General features: G+C 61.6%; 22 protein-coding genes. 10 read left to right on the forward strand and 12 right to left on the reverse strand.

Annotation, left to right across the window (positions count from 1 at the left end; translation table 11 throughout):
- Positions 1-35: 35 nt before the first annotated feature.
- Both ABD833_RS18135 and ABD833_RS18140 read right to left on the reverse strand, forming a co-directional pair.
- A complete protein-coding gene (locus ABD833_RS18135; protein ID WP_345074929.1) occupies positions 36-404 on the reverse strand; it encodes a hypothetical protein in 369 nt (122 codons plus the stop codon).
- Positions 401-778 (reverse strand): carboxymuconolactone decarboxylase family protein, encoded by a 378-nt coding sequence (locus tag ABD833_RS18140; protein WP_345074930.1) that lies wholly within the window; start codon positions 776-778, stop codon positions 401-403. Before ABD833_RS18140 ends, ABD833_RS18135 begins: the two co-directional genes overlap by 4 nt.
- Before the next feature lie 229 nt (positions 779-1007).
- Between ABD833_RS18140 and ABD833_RS18145 the strand changes: the two genes are divergently transcribed.
- The gene (locus ABD833_RS18145; protein WP_345074931.1) at positions 1008-1712 is read left to right on the forward strand and encodes a ComF family protein; all 705 of its coding nucleotides are present in this window, start codon (positions 1008-1010) and stop codon (positions 1710-1712) included.
- 161 nt (positions 1713-1873) lie between these two features.
- Here ABD833_RS18145 and ABD833_RS18150 read toward each other — a convergent pair whose 3' ends face one another.
- Together ABD833_RS18150 and ABD833_RS18155 are read right to left on the reverse strand one after the other, a co-directional pair.
- Positions 1874-3133 carry an SUMF1/EgtB/PvdO family nonheme iron enzyme gene (locus tag ABD833_RS18150; protein ID WP_345074933.1) on the reverse strand — a complete coding sequence of 420 codons (1260 nt, stop codon included), beginning with the start codon at positions 3131-3133 and terminating at the stop codon, positions 1874-1876.
- Positions 3134-3201: 68 nt separating this feature from the next.
- Positions 3202-4263: a PorP/SprF family type IX secretion system membrane protein gene (locus ABD833_RS18155; RefSeq protein WP_345074934.1), complete on the reverse strand. Its 1062-nt coding sequence runs from the start codon at positions 4261-4263 to the stop codon at positions 3202-3204.
- A 277-nt stretch (positions 4264-4540) separates the two neighbouring features.
- Between ABD833_RS18155 and ABD833_RS18160 the strand changes: the two genes are divergently transcribed.
- The 3 genes from ABD833_RS18160 (at position 4541) to ABD833_RS18170 (ending at position 9380) form a co-directional block, all read left to right on the forward strand.
- Positions 4541-7621, forward strand: coding sequence for an AsmA family protein (locus ABD833_RS18160; RefSeq protein WP_345074935.1), 3081 nt, complete (start codon positions 4541-4543; stop codon positions 7619-7621).
- Between the two features lie 117 nt (positions 7622-7738).
- Positions 7739-8578: a DUF4382 domain-containing protein gene (locus ABD833_RS18165; RefSeq protein ID WP_345074936.1), complete on the forward strand. Its 840-nt coding sequence runs from the start codon at positions 7739-7741 to the stop codon at positions 8576-8578.
- A gap of 265 nt (positions 8579-8843) precedes the next feature.
- Positions 8844-9380: a DUF4382 domain-containing protein gene (locus ABD833_RS18170; protein WP_345074937.1), complete on the forward strand. Its 537-nt coding sequence runs from the start codon at positions 8844-8846 to the stop codon at positions 9378-9380.
- Positions 9381-9670: 290 nt separating this feature from the next.
- Here the strand turns inward: ABD833_RS18170 and ABD833_RS18175 are convergent, their stop codons facing one another.
- The 6 genes from ABD833_RS18175 to fumC form a co-directional block, all read right to left on the reverse strand.
- A complete protein-coding gene (locus ABD833_RS18175) occupies positions 9671-10300 on the reverse strand; it encodes a thioredoxin family protein (protein ID WP_345074939.1) in 630 nt (209 codons plus the stop codon).
- Between the two features lie 97 nt (positions 10301-10397).
- On the reverse strand, positions 10398-10895 hold the full coding sequence (locus ABD833_RS18180) for a DinB family protein (protein ID WP_345074940.1): 498 nt from the start codon (positions 10893-10895) through the stop codon (positions 10398-10400).
- Positions 10896-10986: 91 nt separating this feature from the next.
- The gene (locus ABD833_RS18185; RefSeq protein ID WP_345074942.1) at positions 10987-11454 is read right to left on the reverse strand and encodes a DUF6970 domain-containing protein; all 468 of its coding nucleotides are present in this window, start codon (positions 11452-11454) and stop codon (positions 10987-10989) included.
- 156 nt (positions 11455-11610) lie between these two features.
- The gene (locus ABD833_RS18190) at positions 11611-12000 is read right to left on the reverse strand and encodes a diacylglycerol kinase family protein (protein ID WP_345074944.1); all 390 of its coding nucleotides are present in this window, start codon (positions 11998-12000) and stop codon (positions 11611-11613) included.
- Positions 11993-12589, reverse strand: coding sequence for a GNAT family N-acetyltransferase (locus tag ABD833_RS18195; protein WP_345074945.1), 597 nt, complete (start codon positions 12587-12589; stop codon positions 11993-11995). The genes ABD833_RS18190 and ABD833_RS18195 overlap by 8 nt, the downstream gene beginning before the upstream one ends.
- 143 nt (positions 12590-12732) lie before the next feature.
- Entirely contained in the window at positions 12733-14139 is a 1407-nt protein-coding gene (gene fumC / locus ABD833_RS18200; RefSeq protein ID WP_345074946.1) for a class II fumarate hydratase, read from the reverse strand.
- Positions 14140-14308: 169 nt separating this feature from the next.
- On the opposite strand from fumC, the gene ABD833_RS18205 reads away from it, so the two are divergent.
- On the forward strand, positions 14309-14548 hold the full coding sequence (locus ABD833_RS18205; protein WP_345074947.1) for a hypothetical protein: 240 nt from the start codon (positions 14309-14311) through the stop codon (positions 14546-14548).
- Positions 14549-14808: 260 nt separating this feature from the next.
- On the opposite strand, the gene ABD833_RS18210 is transcribed toward ABD833_RS18205, so the two are convergent.
- Together ABD833_RS18210 and ABD833_RS18215 are read right to left on the reverse strand one after the other, a co-directional pair.
- A complete protein-coding gene (locus tag ABD833_RS18210; RefSeq protein ID WP_345074948.1) occupies positions 14809-15882 on the reverse strand; it encodes an energy transducer TonB in 1074 nt (357 codons plus the stop codon).
- A 10-nt stretch (positions 15883-15892) separates the two neighbouring features.
- The gene (locus ABD833_RS18215) at positions 15893-16546 is read right to left on the reverse strand and encodes an RNA polymerase sigma factor (RefSeq protein ID WP_345074950.1); all 654 of its coding nucleotides are present in this window, start codon (positions 16544-16546) and stop codon (positions 15893-15895) included.
- A 444-nt stretch (positions 16547-16990) separates the two neighbouring features.
- On the opposite strand from ABD833_RS18215, the gene ABD833_RS18220 reads away from it, so the two are divergent.
- From ABD833_RS18220 to ABD833_RS18240, 5 genes are all read left to right on the forward strand, one after another.
- Positions 16991-17797 carry a carboxypeptidase-like regulatory domain-containing protein gene (locus ABD833_RS18220; protein WP_345074951.1) on the forward strand — a complete coding sequence of 269 codons (807 nt, stop codon included), beginning with the start codon at positions 16991-16993 and terminating at the stop codon, positions 17795-17797.
- 592 nt (positions 17798-18389) lie between these two features.
- Positions 18390-19220, forward strand: a complete 831-nt coding sequence (locus ABD833_RS18225; RefSeq protein WP_345074953.1) for a prephenate dehydratase — start codon at positions 18390-18392, stop codon at positions 19218-19220.
- Positions 19221-19323: 103 nt separating this feature from the next.
- Positions 19324-20496 carry a pyridoxal phosphate-dependent aminotransferase gene (locus ABD833_RS18230; RefSeq protein WP_345074954.1) on the forward strand — a complete coding sequence of 391 codons (1173 nt, stop codon included), beginning with the start codon at positions 19324-19326 and terminating at the stop codon, positions 20494-20496.
- A 76-nt stretch (positions 20497-20572) separates the two neighbouring features.
- Positions 20573-21415 (forward strand): prephenate dehydrogenase, encoded by an 843-nt coding sequence (locus ABD833_RS18235; protein ID WP_345074955.1) that lies wholly within the window; start codon positions 20573-20575, stop codon positions 21413-21415.
- A 174-nt stretch (positions 21416-21589) separates the two neighbouring features.
- A complete protein-coding gene (locus ABD833_RS18240; protein WP_345074956.1) occupies positions 21590-22660 on the forward strand; it encodes a chorismate mutase in 1071 nt (356 codons plus the stop codon).
- Positions 22661-22694 lie beyond the last annotated feature (34 nt).

The raw sequence follows: 22694 nt of genomic DNA on the forward strand, positions 1-22694 counted from the left end.
ACGACCCAGGAGGTGAGGCGGGTTAGGCTACAGGGTTACTCTTCCTGCATAAAAGCGTCGAAGTACTCCAGGATGTGCCATTTCAGCATCCGCTCCTGCTCTTTGAGGTTGGCAAAAGGCACGGGGCGCACGAGCTGATAGTGGGGCCAGCCTTCGGCATCCACGCTGGCCAGCGCATAGTGGCCCGAGAGGCTGAACAGGCGGCAGGTGGCAATGTGCATCAGGTCCTGCTTCTGCTCCTTGGTGAACGGGCCGGCGCCCTGGCCCAGCTCCTGCACCCCAATGAGGAGCAGCAGCGCGTTCAGGTCGGGCTTTTTGCCAAAGCGTTCCTTCAGCTGGTTCATCAGCTCCCACCAGCGGGCCTCAAACTGGGCTTCGCTTTCGTCGACGTGGAGCTGGCTCATGCGTCGTGGTGATGCTCGGGGGCGGGCGCTACGGCTTCGTCCTTCAGAATTTCCCAGTACTCCACGGCGCGGCGGAAGTGGGGAATCACGATGCTGCCGCCGATGAGGTTGGCAATGGCGAAGACCTCGTAAATCTCCTCGTCGGTGAGCTTTTCCTCGAAGCACTTCCCGAGGTGGTACTTGATGCAGTCGTCGCAGCGCAATACCATGGAGCAGGCCAGACCCAGCATCTCCTTGGTTTTTACGTCCACGGCCCCGGCCTGGTAGGTGTTGGTGTCGAGGTTGAAGAAGCGCTTGATGACTTTATTATCGGCCGCCATGATCTTCTCGTTCATGCGCTGGCGGTACTCGTTGAATTCCGTAACCTGAGACATTGGTGCTGTATTGAGTTGTGAAGGCGGGAGCCGAACAGATCGGGCTACCCAAAGAAATGTAAGCCGGGCGGAGCTGAAGCAGTCCGGTCCGGCTTGGCGAAGTCGCGTTAAAACCTTAAAATTAAGGAGAAGTTCCGCGCCGTCCTGCCTGCGCTCTTTCCTGGAGCCGCTATCTACCTGTTGCTACGCCCGAATCGATTCCTCACTATGGTCTTGACTCCGCGAAGCTATGCTTATTCCGGCGGCGCTATCCGACTTCGTCTCCCTGATTTTTCCCCGCACCTGCCTGGCCTGCGTCGAGCCGCTGGCGCGGGGGGAGGACCACATCTGCACCAGCTGCCGCGCTCAACTGCCCTACACCGACTACCATAAGCTGCCGGAACCGGAAAATCCCCTGGCCCGCCGCTTCTGGGGCAAGCTGCCCGTCCGTCACGCCCTGAGCTACCTGCGCTTCCTGCGCCACGGCCGGGTGCAGCGCCTGCTGCATCAGCTCAAATACCAGGGCCAAAGTGAAGTAGGGCTGGTGCTGGGCCGCTGGTACGGGGCCGAATTGAGCAGCTATGGCCTGGCCGCTGATTTCGACCTGATCGTGCCCGTGCCGCTGCACTGGAAAAAGCTGGCCAAGCGTGGCTTCAATCAGGCCGACAGCTTTGCCGAAGGCTTGTCTACGGGCCTGGTAGTGCCGTGGCGCGCCCACGCCCTGCGCCGTACCGAGCATACCGCCTCTCAAACCCGAAAAACCCGCACCGAGCGGTGGCTGAACGTAGCCACCGTTTTCGAGGTAGCTGAACCGGCCGCGGTCATCGGCCAGCGGATATTGCTTGTCGATGACGTGCTGACCACCGGGGCCACGCTCGAAGCCTGCGCCATCGTGCTGCTGGCCGCCGGCTGCGCCGAAGTCAGCGTCGCCACCATCGCCTGCGCGGATCGCTGATTTCCACTGATTGGATTGATTTCCCTGATTTTTGACGCGACCGAGAAACCCATCCATGGATTAGGGTGTAAGGGCCGGCACAAAAAAAGCCGCCCGGCAAGGGCGGCTTCTTCATTAAAATCAACTCAGTGAAATCAACTCAATCAGTCAAAATCAGTGATTTACTTGTTCGAGCCGGCGTTGATCATGGCGCAGCGGAAGCCGATAGCGGCCGTAGCCGAGTCTTCGGCCATGAACCGACGCGTACCGGGCGACAGCCAGTAGGCTACGTCGCGCCACGAGCCGCCTTTGTAGACGCGGACGTGGTCATCGATCAGCGACTGGTAACCTTTCTTGTCGTACTTCTCGGCCGGGTCAAGATAGCCGTTCCGACGGAAGGGGTTCAGATCTTCCACGTCGTCGAAGGAGAGCGGGCGGTAGATATCCTGTACCCACTCGTTCACGTTGCCGGCCATGTTGTAGAGGCCGTAGTCGTTTGGCGGATAAGCATAGACGTACTCCGTAATCATGGCACCGTCGTTCAGGCTACCGGCAATACCGGCGTAGTCACCGCGGCCGCGCTTGAAGTTGGCGAGGAACGTGCCCTGGCTCTTGCCGTATGGGTTCCGCACCTGACGACCATCCCAAGGGTAAATGCGCTTGTTCTCCTGGTTTTCGTTGCCCGTTTCCTGAGTTCCGATGAGAGCCTGCGCGGCATATTCCCATTCGGCCTCGGTGGGCAGCCGGTAGTTGGGCAGGGTGTTGCCATTCTCGATGGAGATTCTGGTCTTGCCATCCCCATCAGCACCTTCGGCGGCATCAGGGGCGGCGTTCTTGCTCTTTCTTTTGAACAGCCCGCCGCCACCGCTGCTGCTGCTGCCGCTGTCATCTCCGTCACCGGCCAGCTTCTCGTTCACCTTAGCGGTCCGCCAGGTGCAATAGTCGTTGGCCTGCAGCCAGCTCACGCCCACTACGGGGAAGTAGCGGAAGCCGGGGTAACGCAGGTAGTAATCCACGTAAGGGTCGTTGAACGACAGCTCGCGGGCCCACACTGTGGTGTCGGGCAGCGCCGACTGGTAGAATTCCTCCGAGGAGTCTTTCCGGGCATAGTGCAGGTATTCGAGCCAGTGAATGTTGGCCACTTCGGCTTCGTCCATGTAGAACGAGGCGATGGTCACGGTACGCTCAATGTTGTCGTGCGTCATCGTCACGTCTTCCTCCTGCGAACCCAGCACCGTACGGCCGCCTTCGATGAAGATCAGACCGGGTCCTTCCGGAATACCCTGATAGTCGGCCACTTTCTGGCCTTCCTCGGTATTGTACTCCAGACCCGTAGTCGAGCTGTACTTACCGGGTTTGGTGGCCGTCGGTGGGCCACCTTTACACGAAGCCAGCGCACAGGCCCCTACTACCGCAAAACGCAGGTACTTGGAAAAATTCATGATCAAGTTGAAACTACCTGAGAGAAAATGATTTAGGAAAGGCAATTTGGATGCAAGTATACGCAAATTCAGAAGGCTGGGCAAGGTATTGACGGGTAATTCCGGCGTTTTAACCGCCGCCAGGCCGCTTCCAGCGCATTGAACTGCCGCAGGCTGAGGGATAATTCGTGAGCGCCGCCCAGGTCAGCACTTAGTTGACTCAGGCTCATATCGTAGCTGTAGCCGAGCCGTAGCGGCCCCACGCTAAGGCCCGCCACCGCCGTCAGAATTTGTTGCGGCTGCAGCGAACCGGGTAGTGGCACTCCCCGATAAACCACCCCCACCGTGAGAGGCGTTATGGTACCATAGAGCCCAACTTCGGCCCGTTGAGAGCCGCCCTGGCGGGTGTAGCTGCCGGTGGGGGAGAGGCTGATTTCGCGGTACACTTGTTTCTCGGTCTTTTGCACGAAGTAATGCTTGACGCCCCCGTTAAAGTTCAAGCGCAGAGGAAGTTTCGTTTGGGTGGCAAACCCCAGATCCGGCTGATTGACGTGGTGGGCCGCCGCGCCCACCCAGAAATTATCGTTGTACACCAGCAGGCCCGGGCTTATGGTAAGGTAATTCACCGGCTTGAAATCGAACCGCTCAGCCGACTGCCCGCTGACGCTTCCATCGTCGGACAGCTGGTCGCCGAAGATGAGGTTGCCGTAGCTGATGCGCTGGTTGCCGTAGCCGGCCTGCAGGGCTCCGCTCAGACTCAGCTGCTCGGTGAGGCGGGCGTGGTAGGCGTAGATTCCGCTGACTTCGAGCCGGGTGTAGCCGATTTCCCCGGCCCGGTCAGCATTGAGCAGCAGGCCCACGGCACTGCGCTGGTCGGCGAAGCGGTAGTCGGCTGCCAGCTGGCTGGTCTGGAACGTGCCGGCCAGGGTGGGAAACTGGTTGCGGTAGCTAAGCGTGAGGCTGTAGTCGTCGAGCAGGCCGGCGAAGGCGGGGTTGGTGTGCAGACGGGTGGCGTAGGGCTGGGCAAAGTATAAGTCCTGGGCCTGCGCAGCCGGCGGCCGGGCCCCGCCCAGCCCGGCGACCAGCCCCACGAGGGCCAACCGCCGACTCCGCCGGGTCAGGCATCGGGAAAGTATAACAGGAACAGACACGTACGGAGGCATAGGCTGATTCACTAACGCGGTTGACCGGGCGTTTGGTACGTTGGCGGCAACCAGCACCAGAGGTAAACGGCAGCCTTCTCTTCTATTCTAAACTACCCGCGGCCTTTCGGCAGCTAAGATAACAGTACATCACTACCATCCGGGGCGTTGTACGAGCGGGCTGGTGGTGCTGCCCCCGATATCTATTCTACTTTTGCCGGGCTGCCAGACCGTGGTAGTCACGCTTCAGAATTCGACTTTCCTCTTCGCCTTACCTTTTACTACGATGCGCAAATTCTTCCTGGGTCTGCTGATTTTTCTGGTGGTGCTGGTCGCGGCCGTGGCCTTGACTCCTGTTCTGTTCAAGGACAAGATCAAGCAGACGCTCGACCGGCAGCTGGCCCAGCGCGTGGCCGCCAGGGTGGAGTACGACCCCGGCAAAGTCAGCCTGAGCCTGTTCCGCACTTTCCCCGATCTGGCGCTGAGCATCGACGAGCTGCGCGTTATCGGCGTCGACTCTTTTTCCCGCGACACGCTGGCTTACCTGCCTTCCTTGCGGGTGGGGATGGATCTGATGAGCGTGATCCGGGGCGAGCAGATCCGGATCAAGTCCATTGAGCTCGACCAGCCCGACCTAAGTATCAAAGTGCTTAAAAGCGGGCGGGCCAACTGGGACATCATGATTTCGGACTCGGCGGCCGCGGCCAGGGGCCAGGATACGAGTCAGGTAAGTCTGGCCATCAAGGGCTGGGAAATCAAGAACGGCCGGCTGCGCTACGACGACCGCACCATCCCGTTTGCCATGCAGGCCCGGGGCGTAAACCACACCGGCTCCGGCGACTTTGCGCAGAACATCTTCGACATGGTGAGCCAGACCACGGCCGAGAGCTTCACCATGAACTACGCCGGCGTGGACTACATCAGCAACAAGAAGCTGGACGCGGCCGTGACGGTGGCCATGAACCTGGAGAAGATGCTCTTCACCTTTAAAGACAACCAGGTGAAGCTGAACGACTTTCCGGCGTCTTTCCAGGGTACGATTGGCCTGCCCAACGCGACCGACATCACTTACGACCTGACCTTCAAGGCCCTTGAAACCGACTTCAAAACCATCCTGAGCCTGGTGCCCGGCGTGTATACCGCGCAGTTCAAAGACGTGGAAGCCGACGGAAAAGTGGCCTTCGACGGCTACCTGAAAGGCGTGCAGAACGAGCTGCGCATGCCCGGTTATGGCGTGAACCTGCAGATTAGCAACGGCATGTTCCACTACCCGCAGCTGCCCCGGGCCGCCCGCAACATCAATGTAGACCTGAACGTGGACAACCCCTCGGGCTTTACCAACAACGTGAAGGTGAACGTGAAGCGGTTTCACCTCGACCTGGGCAAGAACCCTATTGATGGCAACGTCTTCATCGACGGGCTGGAGCCGATGAAGGTGGACGGCCGGGTGAAGGCCAACGTGGACCTGGCCGAGATGATGACGGTGTATCCGGTGCCGGACATGGTGCTGCGCGGCCGGCTCTTCGTGGATGCCACGGCTAAGGGCATCTACTCCAAAACCCGGATGCCCGTGGTGAATGCCCGGCTGAACCTGACCAATGGTTACGTGAAGAGCAGGCTGTTCCCGGCGCCCATCGAAAACCTGACCCTGAATGGCACCGTGGTTAACACCACCGGCCAGGTCAACGACACCCGCATCGACATTCCGCAGTTCCGGATGCTGCTCGACGGCGAGCCGCTGGAAGGCCGGGTGGCGGTGCAGAACATCGATCAGCCCGTATTCGACGCCAACGTGAAAGGCATCGTCGACCTGACCAAAATCACCAGGATATTCCCGCTGGAAGGCATGACCGTGACGGGTCGCCTGAACGGCAACGTGGCCGCCCAGGGCCGCATGGCCGACATTGAAGCCGGGCGCTACCAGAGCGTGGTGGCCTCGGGCACGGTGAACGCGCAGAACGTAACCTATAAAAGCCCGGACCTGCCCCAGGGCATGAAGGTGACGAAGGCCACGGCCACGTTCAACAACGACCAGATCGTGCTCCGGAACCTGAGCGGCTTCGTGGGCTCCAGCGACATTGCCGCTTCGGGCACCATCAGCAACTACCTGGGCTACCTCTTCACCCCCGGCCAGCCCCTGCGGGGCACCTTGAGCGTGAATTCGCAGCGCTTCAACGTGAACGAGTGGATGGTGGATGAGGTGTCGGCCCGGCCCACGGCCGGGGCCACCGCGGCGGCCAAAGCTCCCGCCGCCGCTACCAAAGCCGACGGCGTACTGCAGATTCCGAAGTTCTTCGACCTGACCCTGAACAGCACCGTGGGCCAGGTGGTGTACGACAACCTGAAGCTCGACAACGTGAAGGGCATCGTGACCGTGCGCGATGAAACCGCCAGGCTCAGCAACCTGACCTTTAACACCCTCGGTGGGAATTTCGCTACCAATGGCTCCTACAGCAGCAGGAACCTGGCGCACCCCAGGTTCGACTTCGGACTCAACATCAGGAACCTGAACTTCCAGAACGCCTTCGCCGCCTTCAACTCCATCAAGACCCTGGTGCCGCTGGCCGACAACCTGGAAGGCGTGTTCTCCACCAACTTCACCGTGAGCGGCGAAATGGGTCCCGACATGATGCCAAACTACAGCACCCTCACCGGCAAGGGCCTGTTTGAGGTGGTGCGGGCCGTGGTGGGCAACTCGCCGGTACTCAACAAAATCAGCACCCTCACCCAGTTTCAGGAGCTGAAGAGCTTTGTGGTCAACAACAAGGACGTGGCCGCCGAAATCATCAATGGCAACTTCATCGTGAAGCCTTTCGACCTGACGGTGGGTCAGATCAAAATGACCGTGGGCGGCTCGAACAACATCAGCAGCGGCGGCCTGGAATACGTGACGGCCCTCGACGTGCCCACCGGCAAAGTGGGCAGCGCGCTGAACAGCAAGCTCACCCAGCTCACCGGCGTGCAGAACATCAAGGGCACGGAGCGGGTGATGCTGGGCCTCAACATCGGCGGTACGGTAACCAACCCGCAGGTGAAGCTGACTTCCGGCGGGGCAAAAACCCAGGCCAAGGACCTGGCCAAAAGTCTGGTGCAGCGCGTAGTCCAGAGCAAGGTAGATGACGCTAAGCTTAAACTCGCGGCCAGGTCGCAGGTGGCCCAGGACAGCCTGAAGGGCGAATTGCAGCGCCAGCAGCAGGAGCTGGCCGGCAAAGCCCAGCTGGAAATCGAAAAGCGCCGTCTCGAAGCCCAGGCGAAATTGAAAGCCCAGGCCACCCAGGGCTTGAACAACCTGTTTGGCGGTAAGAAAAAGGCCCCTGTCAAAACGCCGGAGCCGACGCCGACCGACAGCACAAAATCCGGGCAATAGAACTTAATAAAGTAAATCAGCCAAAAAGTGGCCGAATAATTGCTCAAAACGAAGAGGCCGGGCTTAGGCCTGAGCCCTGCCTCTTCGTTTTTCACCACTTTCTAATTTTTCCTTCGGATGAAACTCAACCACTTCCTCTCTTTTGCCGCGCTAACCGCCCTGGCTCTTACTGGGTGTAGTAAAGACCCTGAATCCGACAACACCGCCAAGCTGGAAGTGCGCCTCACTGATGCGCCCGGTGACTTTCGGGCCGTGTCGCTGGACGTTCGCCAGATTGAAGTGCATCTGAAAGACGAGAAGGAGCCTGATGGCTGGCAGTTCCTGACGTTCAACCCGCAAATGGTTAACATTCTGGACTACGTCAACGGCAAGTCGGCACTGCTGGTCAGCACGGATTTTGCCCCCGGCGACATCAAGGAAATCCGTCTGATTTTGGGTCCCAACAGCACCGTGACGGGTACCGACGGCTTCGTCTACGACCTGAAAACCCCCAGTGGCGAGTCGTCCGGCGTGAAGCTGAAGCTGGATAAGGTAACGTTGCGTCAGAACGAAACCTTCCAGCTCCTGCTCGATTTCGATGTGGCCAGGTCCATCAAGGAGCGCGGCAACTGGGACAAGAACAAGAAGAAGCAAGAGCGCTACATCCTGAAGCCGGTTATCCGCTTAGTGGCCCAGGCGTTGTCGGGCGGCCTGCGCGGCACCGTGATGCCGGCCGCCGCCCTGCCGCAGATTCTGGCCATCCGCTCGTCGCTGACGCCCGCGGATACGTTCAGCACCGCCGCCGACGCCAGTGGGGCTTTCCGCCTGTTGGGGCTGCCTTCCGGCACGTACCGGGTCGAACTATACCCCACAACTACGGCACCGGCAAATGAGCCGGCTTACCGCAATGCGGTGCGCGCCGGCCTGGTTGTAACCAGCAACCAGGAAACGGTGCTGGCCCCGGTTTCTTTGAATTAATTCTTCTTGATTGTCTGCCAGCCAGAGATTCCCGTTCGTGTACGGGCGTCTCTGGCTATTTTTTAATCCAAACGGAATCATATAACCACGGAGAAATATTACCTTTGATAGCCTCATATAGCCCTGATCACTAGAAGGCTAACCGAAAATATTTTTCCCTAAGATTATTGATTGTTGGTAGGAATTTTCTAAGTTTGGATTGTCAAATTCTCGTCTTTCTCACCTTTGCACACTTTACATGAAAAATCACTTACTCTTGTCCGGCTTGCTAGCAAGCAGTTTGTTTTTTGTAGGCTGCCAAGATGCCCTGCAGGATGTAACCGTTCAGACTCAGACGGCGGCTTCCGACGCCAAGAAGAAAATCGAGACTTATCAGGCGGTAAACATTGACCTGCTCCGGGTAGAAGTAAGTCAGGCTGATGAGGAAAACGGCAATTGGACGTCGCTAACGGATGTATCGCCGGGAATGCGCAACCTGCTCCAGACGGGCAACGCCTCCACCCCGCTATTTACCAGCTCGCAATTTCAGGCCGGTACCCTGAAGCAGGCCCGGTTGGTTCTAGGTCCCAACAGCACCATACTGCTCTCTGATGGCCGCCTGCTGGCATTGGATACGCCCAGCGGTCAGACTTCCGGTTTAAAAGTGAAAGTAAATGCGCCGGTACTGGGCAACCAGGCCCAGTCCGTGCTGGTCACCATCGACCCCAACTGGCAGGTAGTAGCCCGCGGAAATGGCACCTATGGCCTCAAGCCGGTACTACAGGGTACCATTGCGACGGGGAATCCGTCAGGCGGCGGGTGATGGGATTATGCAATCCGGTACTACAAGGTGCCGTTGCGACGCCCCCAATCAGCAATGGATAGACCAAGCGAAGCAGCCAGCACTGAACGAGCAGAACCCTGGCCCGGCAACATCGGTCAGGCTTGCTTCCGGCAACACCTTCAGCTTACTGTGAGCTTAACTGCACACATCGGACCTACCTCCTACCAGAAAGGGCTTCTCCAAATGGGGAAGCCCTTTCTGGTAGGAGGCAAAGTAGCGTAGCTGAGTAGATACAGGCACAAACACCGGTCACCACGCACCCGGGCTTCCTACTCCGTTGCGGCCAGCACCTGCACCAGCCCCAGCAACTCATCCTGGATAGTTTGGGTTTTATCCTTGGCATACCAGCCGTGAACCTGCTCGGCATACTCCTCGTGGGTGGCGCCCTGCGCTTTCAGGTCGAGCAGCAGCTGTTGGGCGGGCACCGGGCGCGGGCCCCATTGGGCTATTTCCAGCAGTGTATCGGGGTTTAGCACGACCAGCTTGGGAACAGAGCGGGCCCCGTTGGTGAGGTAGCGGTCCATCAGGACCGGGTGCTCGTCGCGCAACACGTAATGGGTAGTGATTTTTCCGCCCGACGCCTGGGCCAGGGCTTCCAGCACCGGCACAATCTGGGAGGCGTCGCCGCACCAGCCTTCGGTGATGATGAGCCACGCGTAGCGCTGCTGCAGACCGTCCAGCGCCGCTTGCAGGGCGGGGAGCAGGTGAATTGTTTTGTCGAGCCGACGCATGCGCTGCACGTTCAGGCGGGTGTAGTTGGTCAGCAACTCCGACTGCTGCGGGCCGGTGGTCATATCCTGAGCCAGCAGGTCGTCGATGAGCTGACGGTACGCCGGGTAGGAATAGGCCGCCGCCAGCTGCGCGGCGGAGATAACGGGAACGGGGCTGGAAGATGACATGGGGCTAAAAAATGGTGGGAGTTCAGAGCCCTGTTAACCCCAAAAACCCCGGCCGGGTTGTGCCCGTCGGGGTTTCAGAGTAGGCTCGCTCCGATGCTTACAGGCTCACCGCCTCCTGGCCGGCCGCCGACAGCTCACGGCAGTAGGTGATGTAATCGGTGTTGACCGGCTCCAGCCCCTGCTCCCGCAGCTGGATGGCGACCTGACCCCGGTGGTAGTTGGCGTGAATGGGCAGGTGGGTGAAAATATCGGATACCTGGCTCGTAAAGGCTTCGCCTACCGAGTTGGTATAGCTGATCAGGCGGTGCAGTTCGTTTTCATCCGCCTCAATGGCCATCCGATACACCCGCCCCGTCGACTGCTCGTGCCAGTAGCGCAAACCCGCCAGGTCGTGTTCCTGCCATACTTTCACCGGGCTGGGCGTGTTGGTCAGGCGGCCAATCCAGATGGACTGGGCATTGAGCACGTGGCTGAACAGGCGCAGGACGTTGGCCGGAATAGGAGCCCCGCCGGCTTCCAGGCCGTCGAAGTGCTGGAGCAGCGTATCGTTGGCCCACACGTTGTAGGCCCCCAGTTTTTCAATCGTGTTAATCATTACTTGGGTATTCGGGTTTCAAGTCGTAGAAAGCGTTAGCGCGGATTCGGACGGGAAAATCGGGAGTATAACCGCGCAACGGCCGGATCTTCTACCGCGGGTCTTGCCAGACCAGCATTTCGCCGGTTCTTTTCTTAATAAAGTCCGCGCAGTTCCCGTCGCCGCGGCCGGTGATACCACCGTCGGGGTGGCAGAGCACTTTGCCCTTGCGGTCATACACCGTGCTGAACTGGTCGCAACAGGGGGCCGTTTCGAAATATACCACCTGGTTGTTGTACTGGTAGCGGTAGACGTGAACCGGTGGGTTTTGCTTCCGCTCGGTCAGGTGGTTCTGGATGCGGGTTTGCAGCCAGCCGGGTCGGGCCGTGGTATCGAACGTGGTGGCGCGGTTACGGGTCAGATTAGTCGTGTTGGCGCTGGTGGGGTTGGGCGTATGGGTACCACTCACGCTGCCGGTTACCGGCGGGTCGGTGGGCGTCGTCACCGCCACGTTGCGCTGACAGGCACCCGCAAGCAGCAGAGCAGCCGAGAAAAAGGCGAAAAACGGGGCAGAACTCATGAGGTCAGAGGTGAGAGGTCGATTAACAATTAACAATGAGCAATTAACAGTGACTCCATCGGAACCGGGAGCCGCTGGTCGTTGCTCAATCAGTTTACGCCGGGCCAAACCAATTGTTCCTGACGGGTCACGTTCCTCATTGGCAATTGTTCATTACTAATTGATCATTGCAACCAGCGGCGGGCCGAAGACCAGCAGCCCTACGACCAGCGCCGCCAGGGCCACGACCAGCACGGCCCCGGCCGCTACGTCCTTAGCCCGGCCGGCCAGCGGATGATACTCCGGCGACACCAGATCCGTCAGCGCCTCCAGGGCCGTGTTGAGCAGCTCCGCTGACCACACCGCGCCAATGGCCAGCGCTACCAGCGCCCACTCCAGCCGGGAAATGCGCAGGTAAAACCCCAGCCCTACCGCCGCCACCGTCGCCCCGGCATGGAAGCGCAGATGCACTTCCGAACGCAGGGCCGCCGCCACGCCCCGAAAGGCATGGCCGAAGCTGGCGACGCGGCGGCGCAGCGGGCTGGACTGGGGAGCAGGCTCAGCCACGGGCGTCGAATTCGCGGAACACGCTCAGAAGCAGCCCGTCCCATTCCGGTTTCAGCATACCGAAGTACACCGAGTCGCGGCGCCGCCCGCCCTGGGTGAGGCAGTGGCTGCGCAGGGTGCCTTCCTCCGTGGCCCCCATGCGCTGCAGGGCCTCGCGCGACTGCCAGTTGCGGGCGTCGGTTTTGAGCTCTACCCGCTCGCAGCCCAGCTCGCCAAACGCGTACTGGAGCAGCAGGTGCTTGGCCGCCCGGTTGAGGCCGGGGCGTTGAAAATCCCGGCTAATCCACGTCCCGCCGGTTTCCAGGCGCTTATCTTCCACAGCGAAGCTGCCGTAGCTGGTGCTGCCCACCACCCGGCCCGAGGCCCGGTCGATGATGGCGAAGGGATACCGCACCCCTTTTTCCCGGGCCTGCCCCGCCTCCGTCAGATAGGCCGCCAGGCCCACCGCGTCGCCGGGGGAAGGCGTGATGGTATAGCGCCAGATTTCCGGATCGAAAATGACGGCCTGCCGATCTTCGAAGTCCGTTGGGGCCAGCGGCCGCAGCCGCACGCGGCTGTTTTTGAGGGTAATGCAGCGGGAACAGTCCATTAGGAGCGGGAAGGTAAAGGGGCGGCGGTCAGGCTGAGCTGGTCGAAGCATCTCGCGGGGCGGTGTCAGGTTGCTAATCCCACAGCAGCACGCGAGATGCTTCGACCAGCTCAGCATGACGACCCGGTGAGGTAGCCGCTCAACTACTTCTTAATCTCCCCTACCATGTCCTCGGGCTTCAGCCACTCGTCGAACTCGGCTTCGGTGAGGTAGCCGAGCTGCAAGGCCGTTTCCTTCAGCGTGCTACCGTTTTTGTGGGCGGTCTGGGCTATTTCGGCGGCTTTGTAGTAGCCGATGTGGGGGTTCAGGGCCGTGACCAGCATCAGCGACGAATCGACGTGCTTCCGGATGTTGGCTTCGATAGGCTGAATACCCTCGGCGCACCGGTCGTTGAACGACACGCACACGTCGCCGATGAGGCGGGCCGAGTGCAGGAAGTTGTAGATCATCATCGGCTTGAACACGTTCAGCTCGAAGTGGCCGTTCATGCCACCGATGTTGATGGCCACGTCGTTGCCCATCACCTGGGCCGCTACCATCGTCATGGCCTCGCACTGGGTGGGGTTCACCTTGCCGGGCATGATGCTGGATCCGGGCTCATTATCGGGGATGTGCAGCTCGCCGATGCCGGCGCGGGGCCCCGAGGCCAGCAGGCGGATGTCGTTGGCAATCTTCATCAGCGAGGCCGCCACCGTTTTCAGGGCCCCGTGCGACTCTACAATAGCATCGTGGGCGGCCAGGGCCTCAAACTTGTTTTCGGCCGTGATGAAGGGCAGGCCCGTCAGGTCGGCAATGTGCCGGGCGACGTTTTCGGAGTAGCCGGGCGGGGTGTTGATGCCCGTGCCCACGGCGGTGCCGCCCAGGGCCAGCTCGCTCAGGTGGGCCAGCGTGTTGTGGATGGCGCGCAGGCCGTGGTCAAGCTGCGACACGTAGCCCGAAAACTCCTGCCCTACCGTCAGCGGCGTGGCGTCCATGAGGTGGGTGCGGCCAATCTTGACCACGTGCATGAACTCCGCGCTCTTGCGCCGGAGCGTGTCGCGCAGCTTCTCGAGGCCGGGAATGGTCACTTCCACCAGCGTTTTGTAGGCCGCGATGTGCATGGCCGTGGGGAAGGTATCGTTGGAGCTCTGGCTCTTGTTTACGTCGTCGTTGGGGGCCAGCACCTTCTTCTCATCGCTCAGCTTGCCGCCCTGCAACACGTGGCCGCGGTAGGCTACTACCTCGTTCACGTTCATGTTGCTCTGGGTGCCCGAGCCGGTTTGCCACACTACCAGCGGAAACTCCTGGTCCAGCTTGCCTTCCAGAATCTCGTCGCATACGCGCCCGATCAGCTCAGCTTTTTCGGCCGTCAGAATGCCGGCGTCGCGGTTGGTGAGGGCGGCAGCTTTCTTCAGATAAGCAAAGGCGCGGATGATTTCCTTAGGCATCCGGTTGATATCCCGGGCAATCTGGAAGTTATCGATGCTGCGCTGGGTCTGAGCGCCGAAGTAGGCGTCGGCCGGCACCTGCACGGTGCCCATGGTGTCTTTCTCGGTGCGAAACTGCGTCATGCTTCTGGGAAGGGAGAAGAGAATAAGGTAACAGGAACGGGGGCCGCAAGCCGGCACGCCCCAAAAGTACGCAACTACACCCCGTACGCCAGAGCTACCCCAAAATTCTGCGACATCCCCGGCCAGAGCCGCCCCGTATAGCCCCTTACCTCACCACCTCCGCCCGACCATGAAAAAGACCTTCGAAGACGAATCCGACGCCCTGTCAACCCGGCCCGACCAGCCCACTACCGCCCAGCCGGCTACCACCACCGCGCCGGCGGCCGACGCCCCCGCGGTGCCCAATGCCGGCAACGGCGCCCCCGACTACAGCCAGGTTCAGCTGAACACTCAGCCCGACCTGCCCCGCGACGTGGCGCCCGGCGGTAGCGCCACCGAGCCCGAAAGTGGCGGGGGCTACAGCGGCTAACGTAGGTTGTGCCAACAGCAGAAAAGCCGCCCGGTACCGGGCGGCTTTTCTGCTGTTGGCACAACCTCCTAAGGACGGGGGCTAGTGGTCTACCAGCATCCATCGACCAAACCGCCTAAAGCCCGGACGAAGGCTTGGGCCTGGCTAGTGAAACCACTGGCTCCCATTCTCTACCAGCCCATTCCGGCCGGGGCAGGAGGCTGGCTCCATCAACGAGCCCGGTGTTCCTGGCGTCTGCCGTTTCCGTCCGGGAGTAGCGCCTAGAAGCTGATGCTGATTTCCACTACCTGGTCGGCCCGGCGGCCGTTGGCTACTCCGGCCTGCCAGGCGGGGCCTTCACAGATCAGGCGGATGGCTTCGGCATCATAGTCGGCCCGCATGCCTTTCACCACCCGGAAGTTTTCCAGCTTGCCCGCCGCCGTCACCGTGAACTTCAGCCGCACCGCTCCCGGTAGCTGTCGGGCGGGGGACTCGGGAATAAATTTGTTTTCGCGGTTCAGGTACTCGCGCAGGGCCCGGTAGCCGCTCACCGGCTGCGGGCTGATGGTAAGGGCCGGGGGCAGGTTGGCTTTGCGGGCGGCTCCTTCCCCGGCCAGCGGCTTAGCCCTGGCGGCCGATACTACGGCGGTGTCGGCCGGAACAGGACTAGCCGGGCTCGCCCCCATATCGGCGGTCGGTGCCGCTGCCGGCGCTACTGTATTGGCGTCCGGGGCTGGCTGTCCGGCCCCGATCATAGCTGTTGCTGCCGCCGACTGATCCGGTGCTGTAACCGGAGCGGAGCGAGTTGGGCGCTTGGCTGCCACCGCCCGCTGCCGACCAACCCGTCGGGCTGCTACCGGGGCCGAAGCCCCGGTAGGCCGGTCAGGCGGGGTTAGTTCGGCTGAAGCAGCGGTGGCTGCCGCCTGGTTCGCTTCCACCGCTACGGGAGCCGACATCTTTGGCGCGACGCGACGCGGGGCCGCGGGCCTTGTCAGCGCTACTTGCTTACTCCCGACTAGCTCAGGGGTCGGCCGCAGGCCAAACCAGGCCATGGTGCTGAGCCCCAACAAAACCAGCACCGCGGCCATAGCCCGCCAGGCAATTACCTTGTCCCGGGGCGCGGCTTCCTGCGCGAGGCGCTGGTGCAGGCGCGTGCGCAGCGTGGCCAGGGCGGCATCGGTGGTAGCGAGGTCGGAAACGGCGAGGCCCTCGAGTACCTCAGCACAGCGGGAGCAGCTTTGGGCGTGGGCTTCGATGCGGTGCTGCCCGGCGGCCGGCAGCGTGCCGGCCACGTACTCCCGCAACACGGACAGCGGCAGGTGCCCGGCCGCATCGGCGGCAGGTAGCAAAGGCACGGGAGGCTGATTAGCGGCTGGCATTCGGGTTGGGAGCTGAGTCGAGGTGGCGTTTGAGGTTGCGGCGGCCGTTTTGCAGGTGGCTTTTCACGAGGCTGGGGTCGAAACCGGTTTCCCGGGCAATATCCCGGTAGCATTTTTTTTCGAGGTAGAATAGCTCCAGGCAGCGACGCTGGGCGGCGGGCAGGTCGGCCATAGCCTGCTCCAGGGCCTGCAAACGCGCTTCCGTGAGTTCCTGATCGGCGGCATCATCGGTCAGATGCGCGGGGCCTACCCATTCCACACCGGCGGCGGCGGGGAAATGCACTATCAGCGGGCCACTTTCCGGCCCGGCCCGCTGCCGGGCCCGCAGAATCATCAGGCAATGGTTGCGGGTGGTGGCGTGCAGCCAGGCCGGGAAGTTGTCGACCTCGTGGCGGCGCAGAGTGTCGAGCAACTTTTCGAACAGCTGCATCACGGCATCCTGGGCGTCTTCGTCGGGGCGCAGGTACTTGCGGCAGATGGCAAACACCGTGGGCATGTGCCGCTCGTAGAGCACGCCCAGGTCGGCCACCGCGCCCAGCTGGCGGTAGCGCGTGAGCAGCTCCGCATCGGAAAGCTCGGTGGGCGACGGAGGGCGGCGGTTGAAAAACATGAGCACGGGGCAGAGTCGAAATGTACGCATTTGACTGGGCCAACGCCCCAGGATCAAAGCAGCAATGCCCGTTTCCAAAGCCCATAGCGCGCTCAGGTCCCACGTCAGCTCCGTTCCTACCAACGCTGAAACCGGCCGGGGACAAAATATTTTCAACCGGTCTTGTGGAATGCAGCTGCCGGGGGCATCAGGCTTGTGCAACTCCGCCTCCTTCCCTGGGATCAGGCAAGAAACTATTTACCTCAGCGTTACCCCGGTCGCTACCGCCCGGCGGCTCACCAGCCGGCGCCCCCGGGGTCAGCCGGTTAGTCCATCGGCGGGGAGGCTGCGGATCGAGAGAAACCACCCGGCGCGGGCTGTTGCAGCAGCCGCGGCGACTGGCTCCGCACCTCCCCGCCCTGGCCCGGGCCACCGGACTATCAGGCATCTCTGGCTCTGATTCTGCTATTCCCCTCCTCTGTCTCCTGCCGTGCTATGCGTACTGCTTCCCTTCAAATTCCCACGCCCTGCGCCGAATCGTGGCCGGCCATGACGCCCCAGGGCGCAGGCCGGCATTGCGCCAGCTGCCAGACGGTCGTTATTGACTTCTCCCGGAAAACCGACGCCGAGATTCTGGCGGTTCTCAGCACTTCGGCGGGCCGGGTGTGCGGCCGCTTTGGGGACCGACAGCTGAACCGTACCCTCCGCCACCCCGAAGCCAGCGGCCGGGCCGGCTGGTGGCGGGCGGCGGTAGCGGCTACCGTGGCCCTGCTGGGTCTGCGCGAGCTGGTTGCCCCGGCCCCGGCCCGCGCCCAGACCCTCACAACTCAGCCCCCGGGTTTTGGACGTCACTCGCCCGAGCCGGAATTTGTGGCGCCCAGGCCCGCGCCGCAGCCAGACGCCGTTAGAATGGGTAAGGTTTCGTCGGCAATGGCAGGCGGCCATATTTCGCGTACCCAGATCAGCGGCAAGATAATAGATGGGAAAACCGGGGAGGGACTGCCCGGAGTAACCGTGCTTCTGCAAGGAACGCAGCACGGCGTTTCCACCAGCTTCGATGGCAGCTTTACCCTATCAGTAGAAAAATCGGAGCGGCACTGCGCCATTATGGTCAGCTCCATTGGGTACATCACTACCAGTATTCCACAGCCTACCGATAATCAGCCAGTACAGGTTGGTTTGGCGCAGGATTACAAGGAGCTTAGCGGGTTGATAATAGTTAATTGGCCTATCTACACCCCCCGCGGCGTGTGGGGCCGGTTGCGCAGCATTCCGCACCACCTGGCCAACCTGGTCCGGTAGGGCCAAAGCAGAACGTATGGCGCGGTGGTGCCACGACTTTTTGGTCGTGGTACCACTATCGGGGCTGGTGCCCGCCAGTCGAATAACGATAAATACCCATCCGACCCACACTCGGCTGTCCTTTCCCGGCACAGCCAGTCGTTCAACGATAGTGGTACCACGACGGAAAAAGTCGTGGCACCACCCCCACGTCAGCCCGGCGAAATTTATTTTCCCGGACTAACGCTTGTTATCCAGCAATCCTTTTTGACCTTTGGCTCGTTAAACGCCTAAACTTCCGATGCGCACTTCCCCGGCCCAGTATTACTTCAACTACTACTTTTTCTACGCCACCGCGTAGAACCGAGGCCGTATGTAGCATCCCAAGCATACTTCGAAAGAGCCTCTCGTACCCCGGGAGGCTCTTTTTTTACCCTTTTACCCCAAGCCCAAATGTCCGCTCCGCGCTGCTTTTTTTACGGGTATTACTCCTTCTGCTATCAGCAGCAGCCGCGGCCCCATTGCTTTGCCTGACCACCTCAGGACTCCCAGCAAACTACCAGGGCCCCACACAACGGAGGCCCTTTTTTAATGCCCTTGTCCATTTTCAGTTATGTCATCTTCCGTCGCCATTCAGGGTTTTGCCGGCAGCTTCCACGAAATAGCGGCCCGCCACTACTTCGGCCCCGCCACCCGTACCGCGCCCTGCGCCACGTTTGGGGAAGTGGTGCGCCAGGTAGCCGAGGGCACGGCGGGCAGCGGACTAATGGCAATTGAAAACTCCATTGCCGGCAGCATTCTGCCTAATTACACCCTGCTGCGCCAGGCTGATCTGCGCGTCACCGGCGAAGTGTACCTGCACATCCGGCAGCATCTGCTGGCTTTGCCCGGCCAGCGCCTGGCCGATATTGAAGAAGTTCACTCCCACCCCATGGCCCTGCTCCAGTGCGCCGATTTTCTGAACCAGCAGCGGCACTGGCGGCTGATCGAAACGGAGGATACGGCCCTGAGTGCCCAGCGCATCCGGGAAGGTAACCGGGTCGGCATTGCCGCCGTGGCCGGGGCCCGGGCCGCCGAGCTGTTCGGCCTTGAGATTCTGGCGGCCGACATTCACGCCGAACAGCAGAACTACACCCGCTTCCTGGTGCTGGCCCGGCCCGAAAACGCCCGCGCCGAAGCCCGGCCCAACAAGGCGTCGCTCTACTTCCACACCGTCCACACCCAGGGCAGCCTGGCCCGGGTGCTGGTGGGCATTGCCGAGCAGGGCATCAACCTTTCCAAGCTGCAGTCGTGCCCCAAGCCCGGCGGCACCTGGCACTACTACTTCCACGCCGACCTCGAATTCGACGACCCCGCCCAGCTCGACGCCGCGCTGCGCACCCTGCAGCCCCTGACGGAAATGGTGCAGGTGCTGGGCCGCTACCGTAAGGGCGAAACGCATTAGGGGCAATTAACAATTATCAATGAGTAATTATTAATGAGCAATGCCCCATACGAACAACAAAAGCACCAGGCACCAAATCCTAAGCACCAGATCCTAAGACCCGATGAGCATTTCCGTAGCCAGCCGCCTGCAGCATACCAGTGAGTACTACTTCTCCCGCAAGCTGCGCGAAATAGACGAGCTCAATAAAGCCGGGGCCCGGGTGATTAACCTTGGCATCGGCAGCCCCGACCTGCCGCCGCACCCGAGCGTGGTAGCGGCCCTGACCACGGCGGCGCAGCTGCCCGATACCCACGCCTACCAGAACTACAAAGGAGTGCCGGCCCTGCGCCAGGCCATGACGGCCTGGTACCAGCGGCAGTACGGCGTGACGCTGGACGCTGACGCCGAAATTCTGCCCCTGCTCGGCTCCAAGGAAGGCATCATGCACGTGAGCATGACGTTTCTGGAAGCCGGCGACGAAGTGCTGATTCCCAACCCCGGCTACCCGGCCTACCGCGCCGCCGCCCAGCTCAGCGGCGCCACGCCCGTCGATTACGACCTGACGGCAGCCAACAACTGGCTGCCCGACCTCGACGCCCTGGCCCAACGGGACCTGAGCCGGATGAAGCTGATGTGGGTGAACTACCCGCACATGCCCACCGGCACGCCCGCCGAGCCGGCGTTCTTCGCCCGGCTGGTCGCCTTTGCCACGGCCCACGACATCCTGCTGGTCCACGACAACCCGTACAGCTTCATTCTGAACAACGACCCGCCGCAGAGCCTGCTGGCGGTGCCGGGCGCCCGGGAAGTTGTGCTGGAGCTGAACTCGCTGAGCAAGTCGCACAACATGGCGGGCTGGCGCGTGGGTATGCTGGCGGGCCGCGCCGACCTGTTGCAGGAGGTGCTGCGCTTCAAGAGCAACCTCGACTCGGGCATGTTCCTGCCGGTGCAGCGGGCCGCCGTGGCCGCGCTGGCGCTGGACGACACGTGGTACGCCGAGCTGAACGCGCACTACCGGGCCCGGCGGGAGCTGGTGTTTGAGCTGCTGGAAACCATCGGCTGTACCTTTGCCCGCCAGCAGGTCGGGCTGTTCGTCTGGGCCGCCATTCCAGCCGGCTACGCCGATGGCTACGCCCTGAGCGACGAGCTGCTGCATCAGGCCAAGGTATTCCTGACGCCCGGCGGCATCTTCGGCTCCAACGGCAACGGCTTCATCCGGGTGAGTCTGTGCCAGACGACGGAGGTGCTGGAGGCCGCGCTGGCGAGGATTAAGAGTCAGATTGTGAAGTTGTGAAGTTGTGGGCCATTGCCCTCCCCTGCCACCTACCCCTTCTCCAAATTCACAACTTCATCACTTCACCACTTCACCTATGGTTGTCACGATAATCGGCCTCGGCCTGATTGGCGGCTCCCTCGCCATCAGCCTGAAAGAAAAAGGCCTCGCCACGCACTGCATCGGCGTAGACCTCAGCGCGGAAAACCGGCAGAAAGCCCTGGCCCTGCACCTCGTGGATGAAGCCAGCGCCGACCTGGCCGCCGCCGTGCGCCGCGCCGACCTGGTGGTGGTGGCCGTACCCATGGATGCCATGCTCACCGTGCTGCCCCAGGTGCTCGACGTAGTGGACCGGCAAGTGGTCATCGACGTAGGCTCCACCAAATCGATGCTGCTGGCCCGGGTGGCCGACCACCCGCAGCGCGGCCGGTTCGTAGCCGTCCACCCGATGGCGGGAACCGAGTTTTCGGGCCCGGAAGCGGCGGTGGCGGAGCTATTCGACGATAAAACCCTGGTCATCTGCGACGCCGACCAGAGCGACGCCGACGCCGTGACCCAGGTGGAAGCGCTGTTCCGGCTGCTCAACATGCGCCTCGAATACCTCGATGCCGCCGCCCACGACCTGCACACGGCCTACGTATCGCACATTTCCCACATCACCTCCTTTGCCCTGGCCCTCACGGTGCTGAAAAAGGAAAAGGAGGAGCAGCAGATTTTCGCGCTGGCCAGCGGCGGCTTTGCCTCCACGGTGCGCCTGGCCAAAAGCTCACCGGATATGTGGGTACCAATTTTCCGCCAGAACCGCGTAAACGTCCTCGACGTGCTCGACGAACACATCAAGCAGCTCCAGCACCTGCGCCAGCTCATTCATGCCGAAGACTTCGCCGCCGTGTACCAGCAGATTGAGCAGGCTAACCTGATCGGTAAAATCCTGAAGTGACCACAACGAAATAATCAGGCCGTCATTCCGAGCGAAGTCGAGGAATCTCGCGTGCTGATGTCTGATTGCTAATCTAACGACACCACGCGAGATGCTTCGACTTCGCGGACGCTAGATCAAGCATGACGGACGAATTTTTCCAACCAACCCGCAAAACTCAAACCCCCAATACTCATGCAATCCGCCCTTTTCAACCGCCAGCCCGACGACAAACCCTACCTGATTGCCGGGCCCTGCTCGGCCGAAACCGAGGAGCAGGTCCTCGATACCTGCCAGCGCCTGGCCGCTACCGGCAAGGTGCAGGCCCTGCGCGCCGGCATCTGGAAACCCCGCACCAAGCCCGGCGGCTTCGAGGGCGTGGGCACCAAGGGCCTGCCCTGGCTCAAGAAAGCCAGCGAGCTGACCGGCCTGCCCATTGCCGTGGAAGTAGCTACGGCCAAGCACGTGGAAGACTGCCTGGCCTTTGGCGTCGATATTCTGTGGGTGGGTGCCCGCACCACCGGCAACCCGTTCTCGGTGCAGGAAATTGCCAACGTACTGCGCGGTGTGCAGGTGCCGGTGCTGGTCAAGAACCCCATTCACCCCGAGCTGGAGCTGTGGGTAGGCGCCGTGGAGCGGCTGCAAAAGGCCGGCCTGGAGCAGGTGGGGCTCATTCACCGGGGCTTCAGCTCCTACGGCAACACCGACTTCCGCAACGCGCCCATGTGGCACCTGCCCATCGAAATGAAGCGGCGCCACCCCGATATGCCGATGCTCTGCGACCCCAGCCACATCTGCGGCCGCCGCGACACGCTGTTCACCGTGGCCCAGCAGGCCCTGAACCTGGGCTTCGAGGGCAACATGATTGAAAGCCACCAGGACCCCGACGCCGCCTGGAGCGACGCCAAGCAGCAAATCACCCCGGAAGTGCTGCGCGACCTGATTGAGGGTCTGGTGTGGCGGCACGAAACCACCAACCAGCGCGAGTTTCTCACGGCCCTGTCGGGCCTGCGGGAGCAGATCAACCAGATTGACGCCGAAATTATCCAGCTGCTGGGCCGCCGCATGGGCGTGGCCGAGAAAATCGGGCAGTACAAAAAGGAAAACGACATTACCATTCTGCAAACCAGCCGCTGGAACGAGGTGCTGGAGCGCGCCCAGCGCCAGGGTTCCTCGGTGGGCCTCACCCACGGGTTCGTGGAGCAGTACCTGGCCGCCGTCCACCTGGAGTCCATCAACCGCCAGAACAGCGTGATGGAGCAGTAGGCCTTTTTATAACGCCGGTCGTGCTGTGTAGCTG

The organism is Hymenobacter fastidiosus (assembly GCF_039539565.1).
GTDB lineage: Bacteria > Bacteroidota > Bacteroidia > Cytophagales > Hymenobacteraceae > Hymenobacter > Hymenobacter fastidiosus.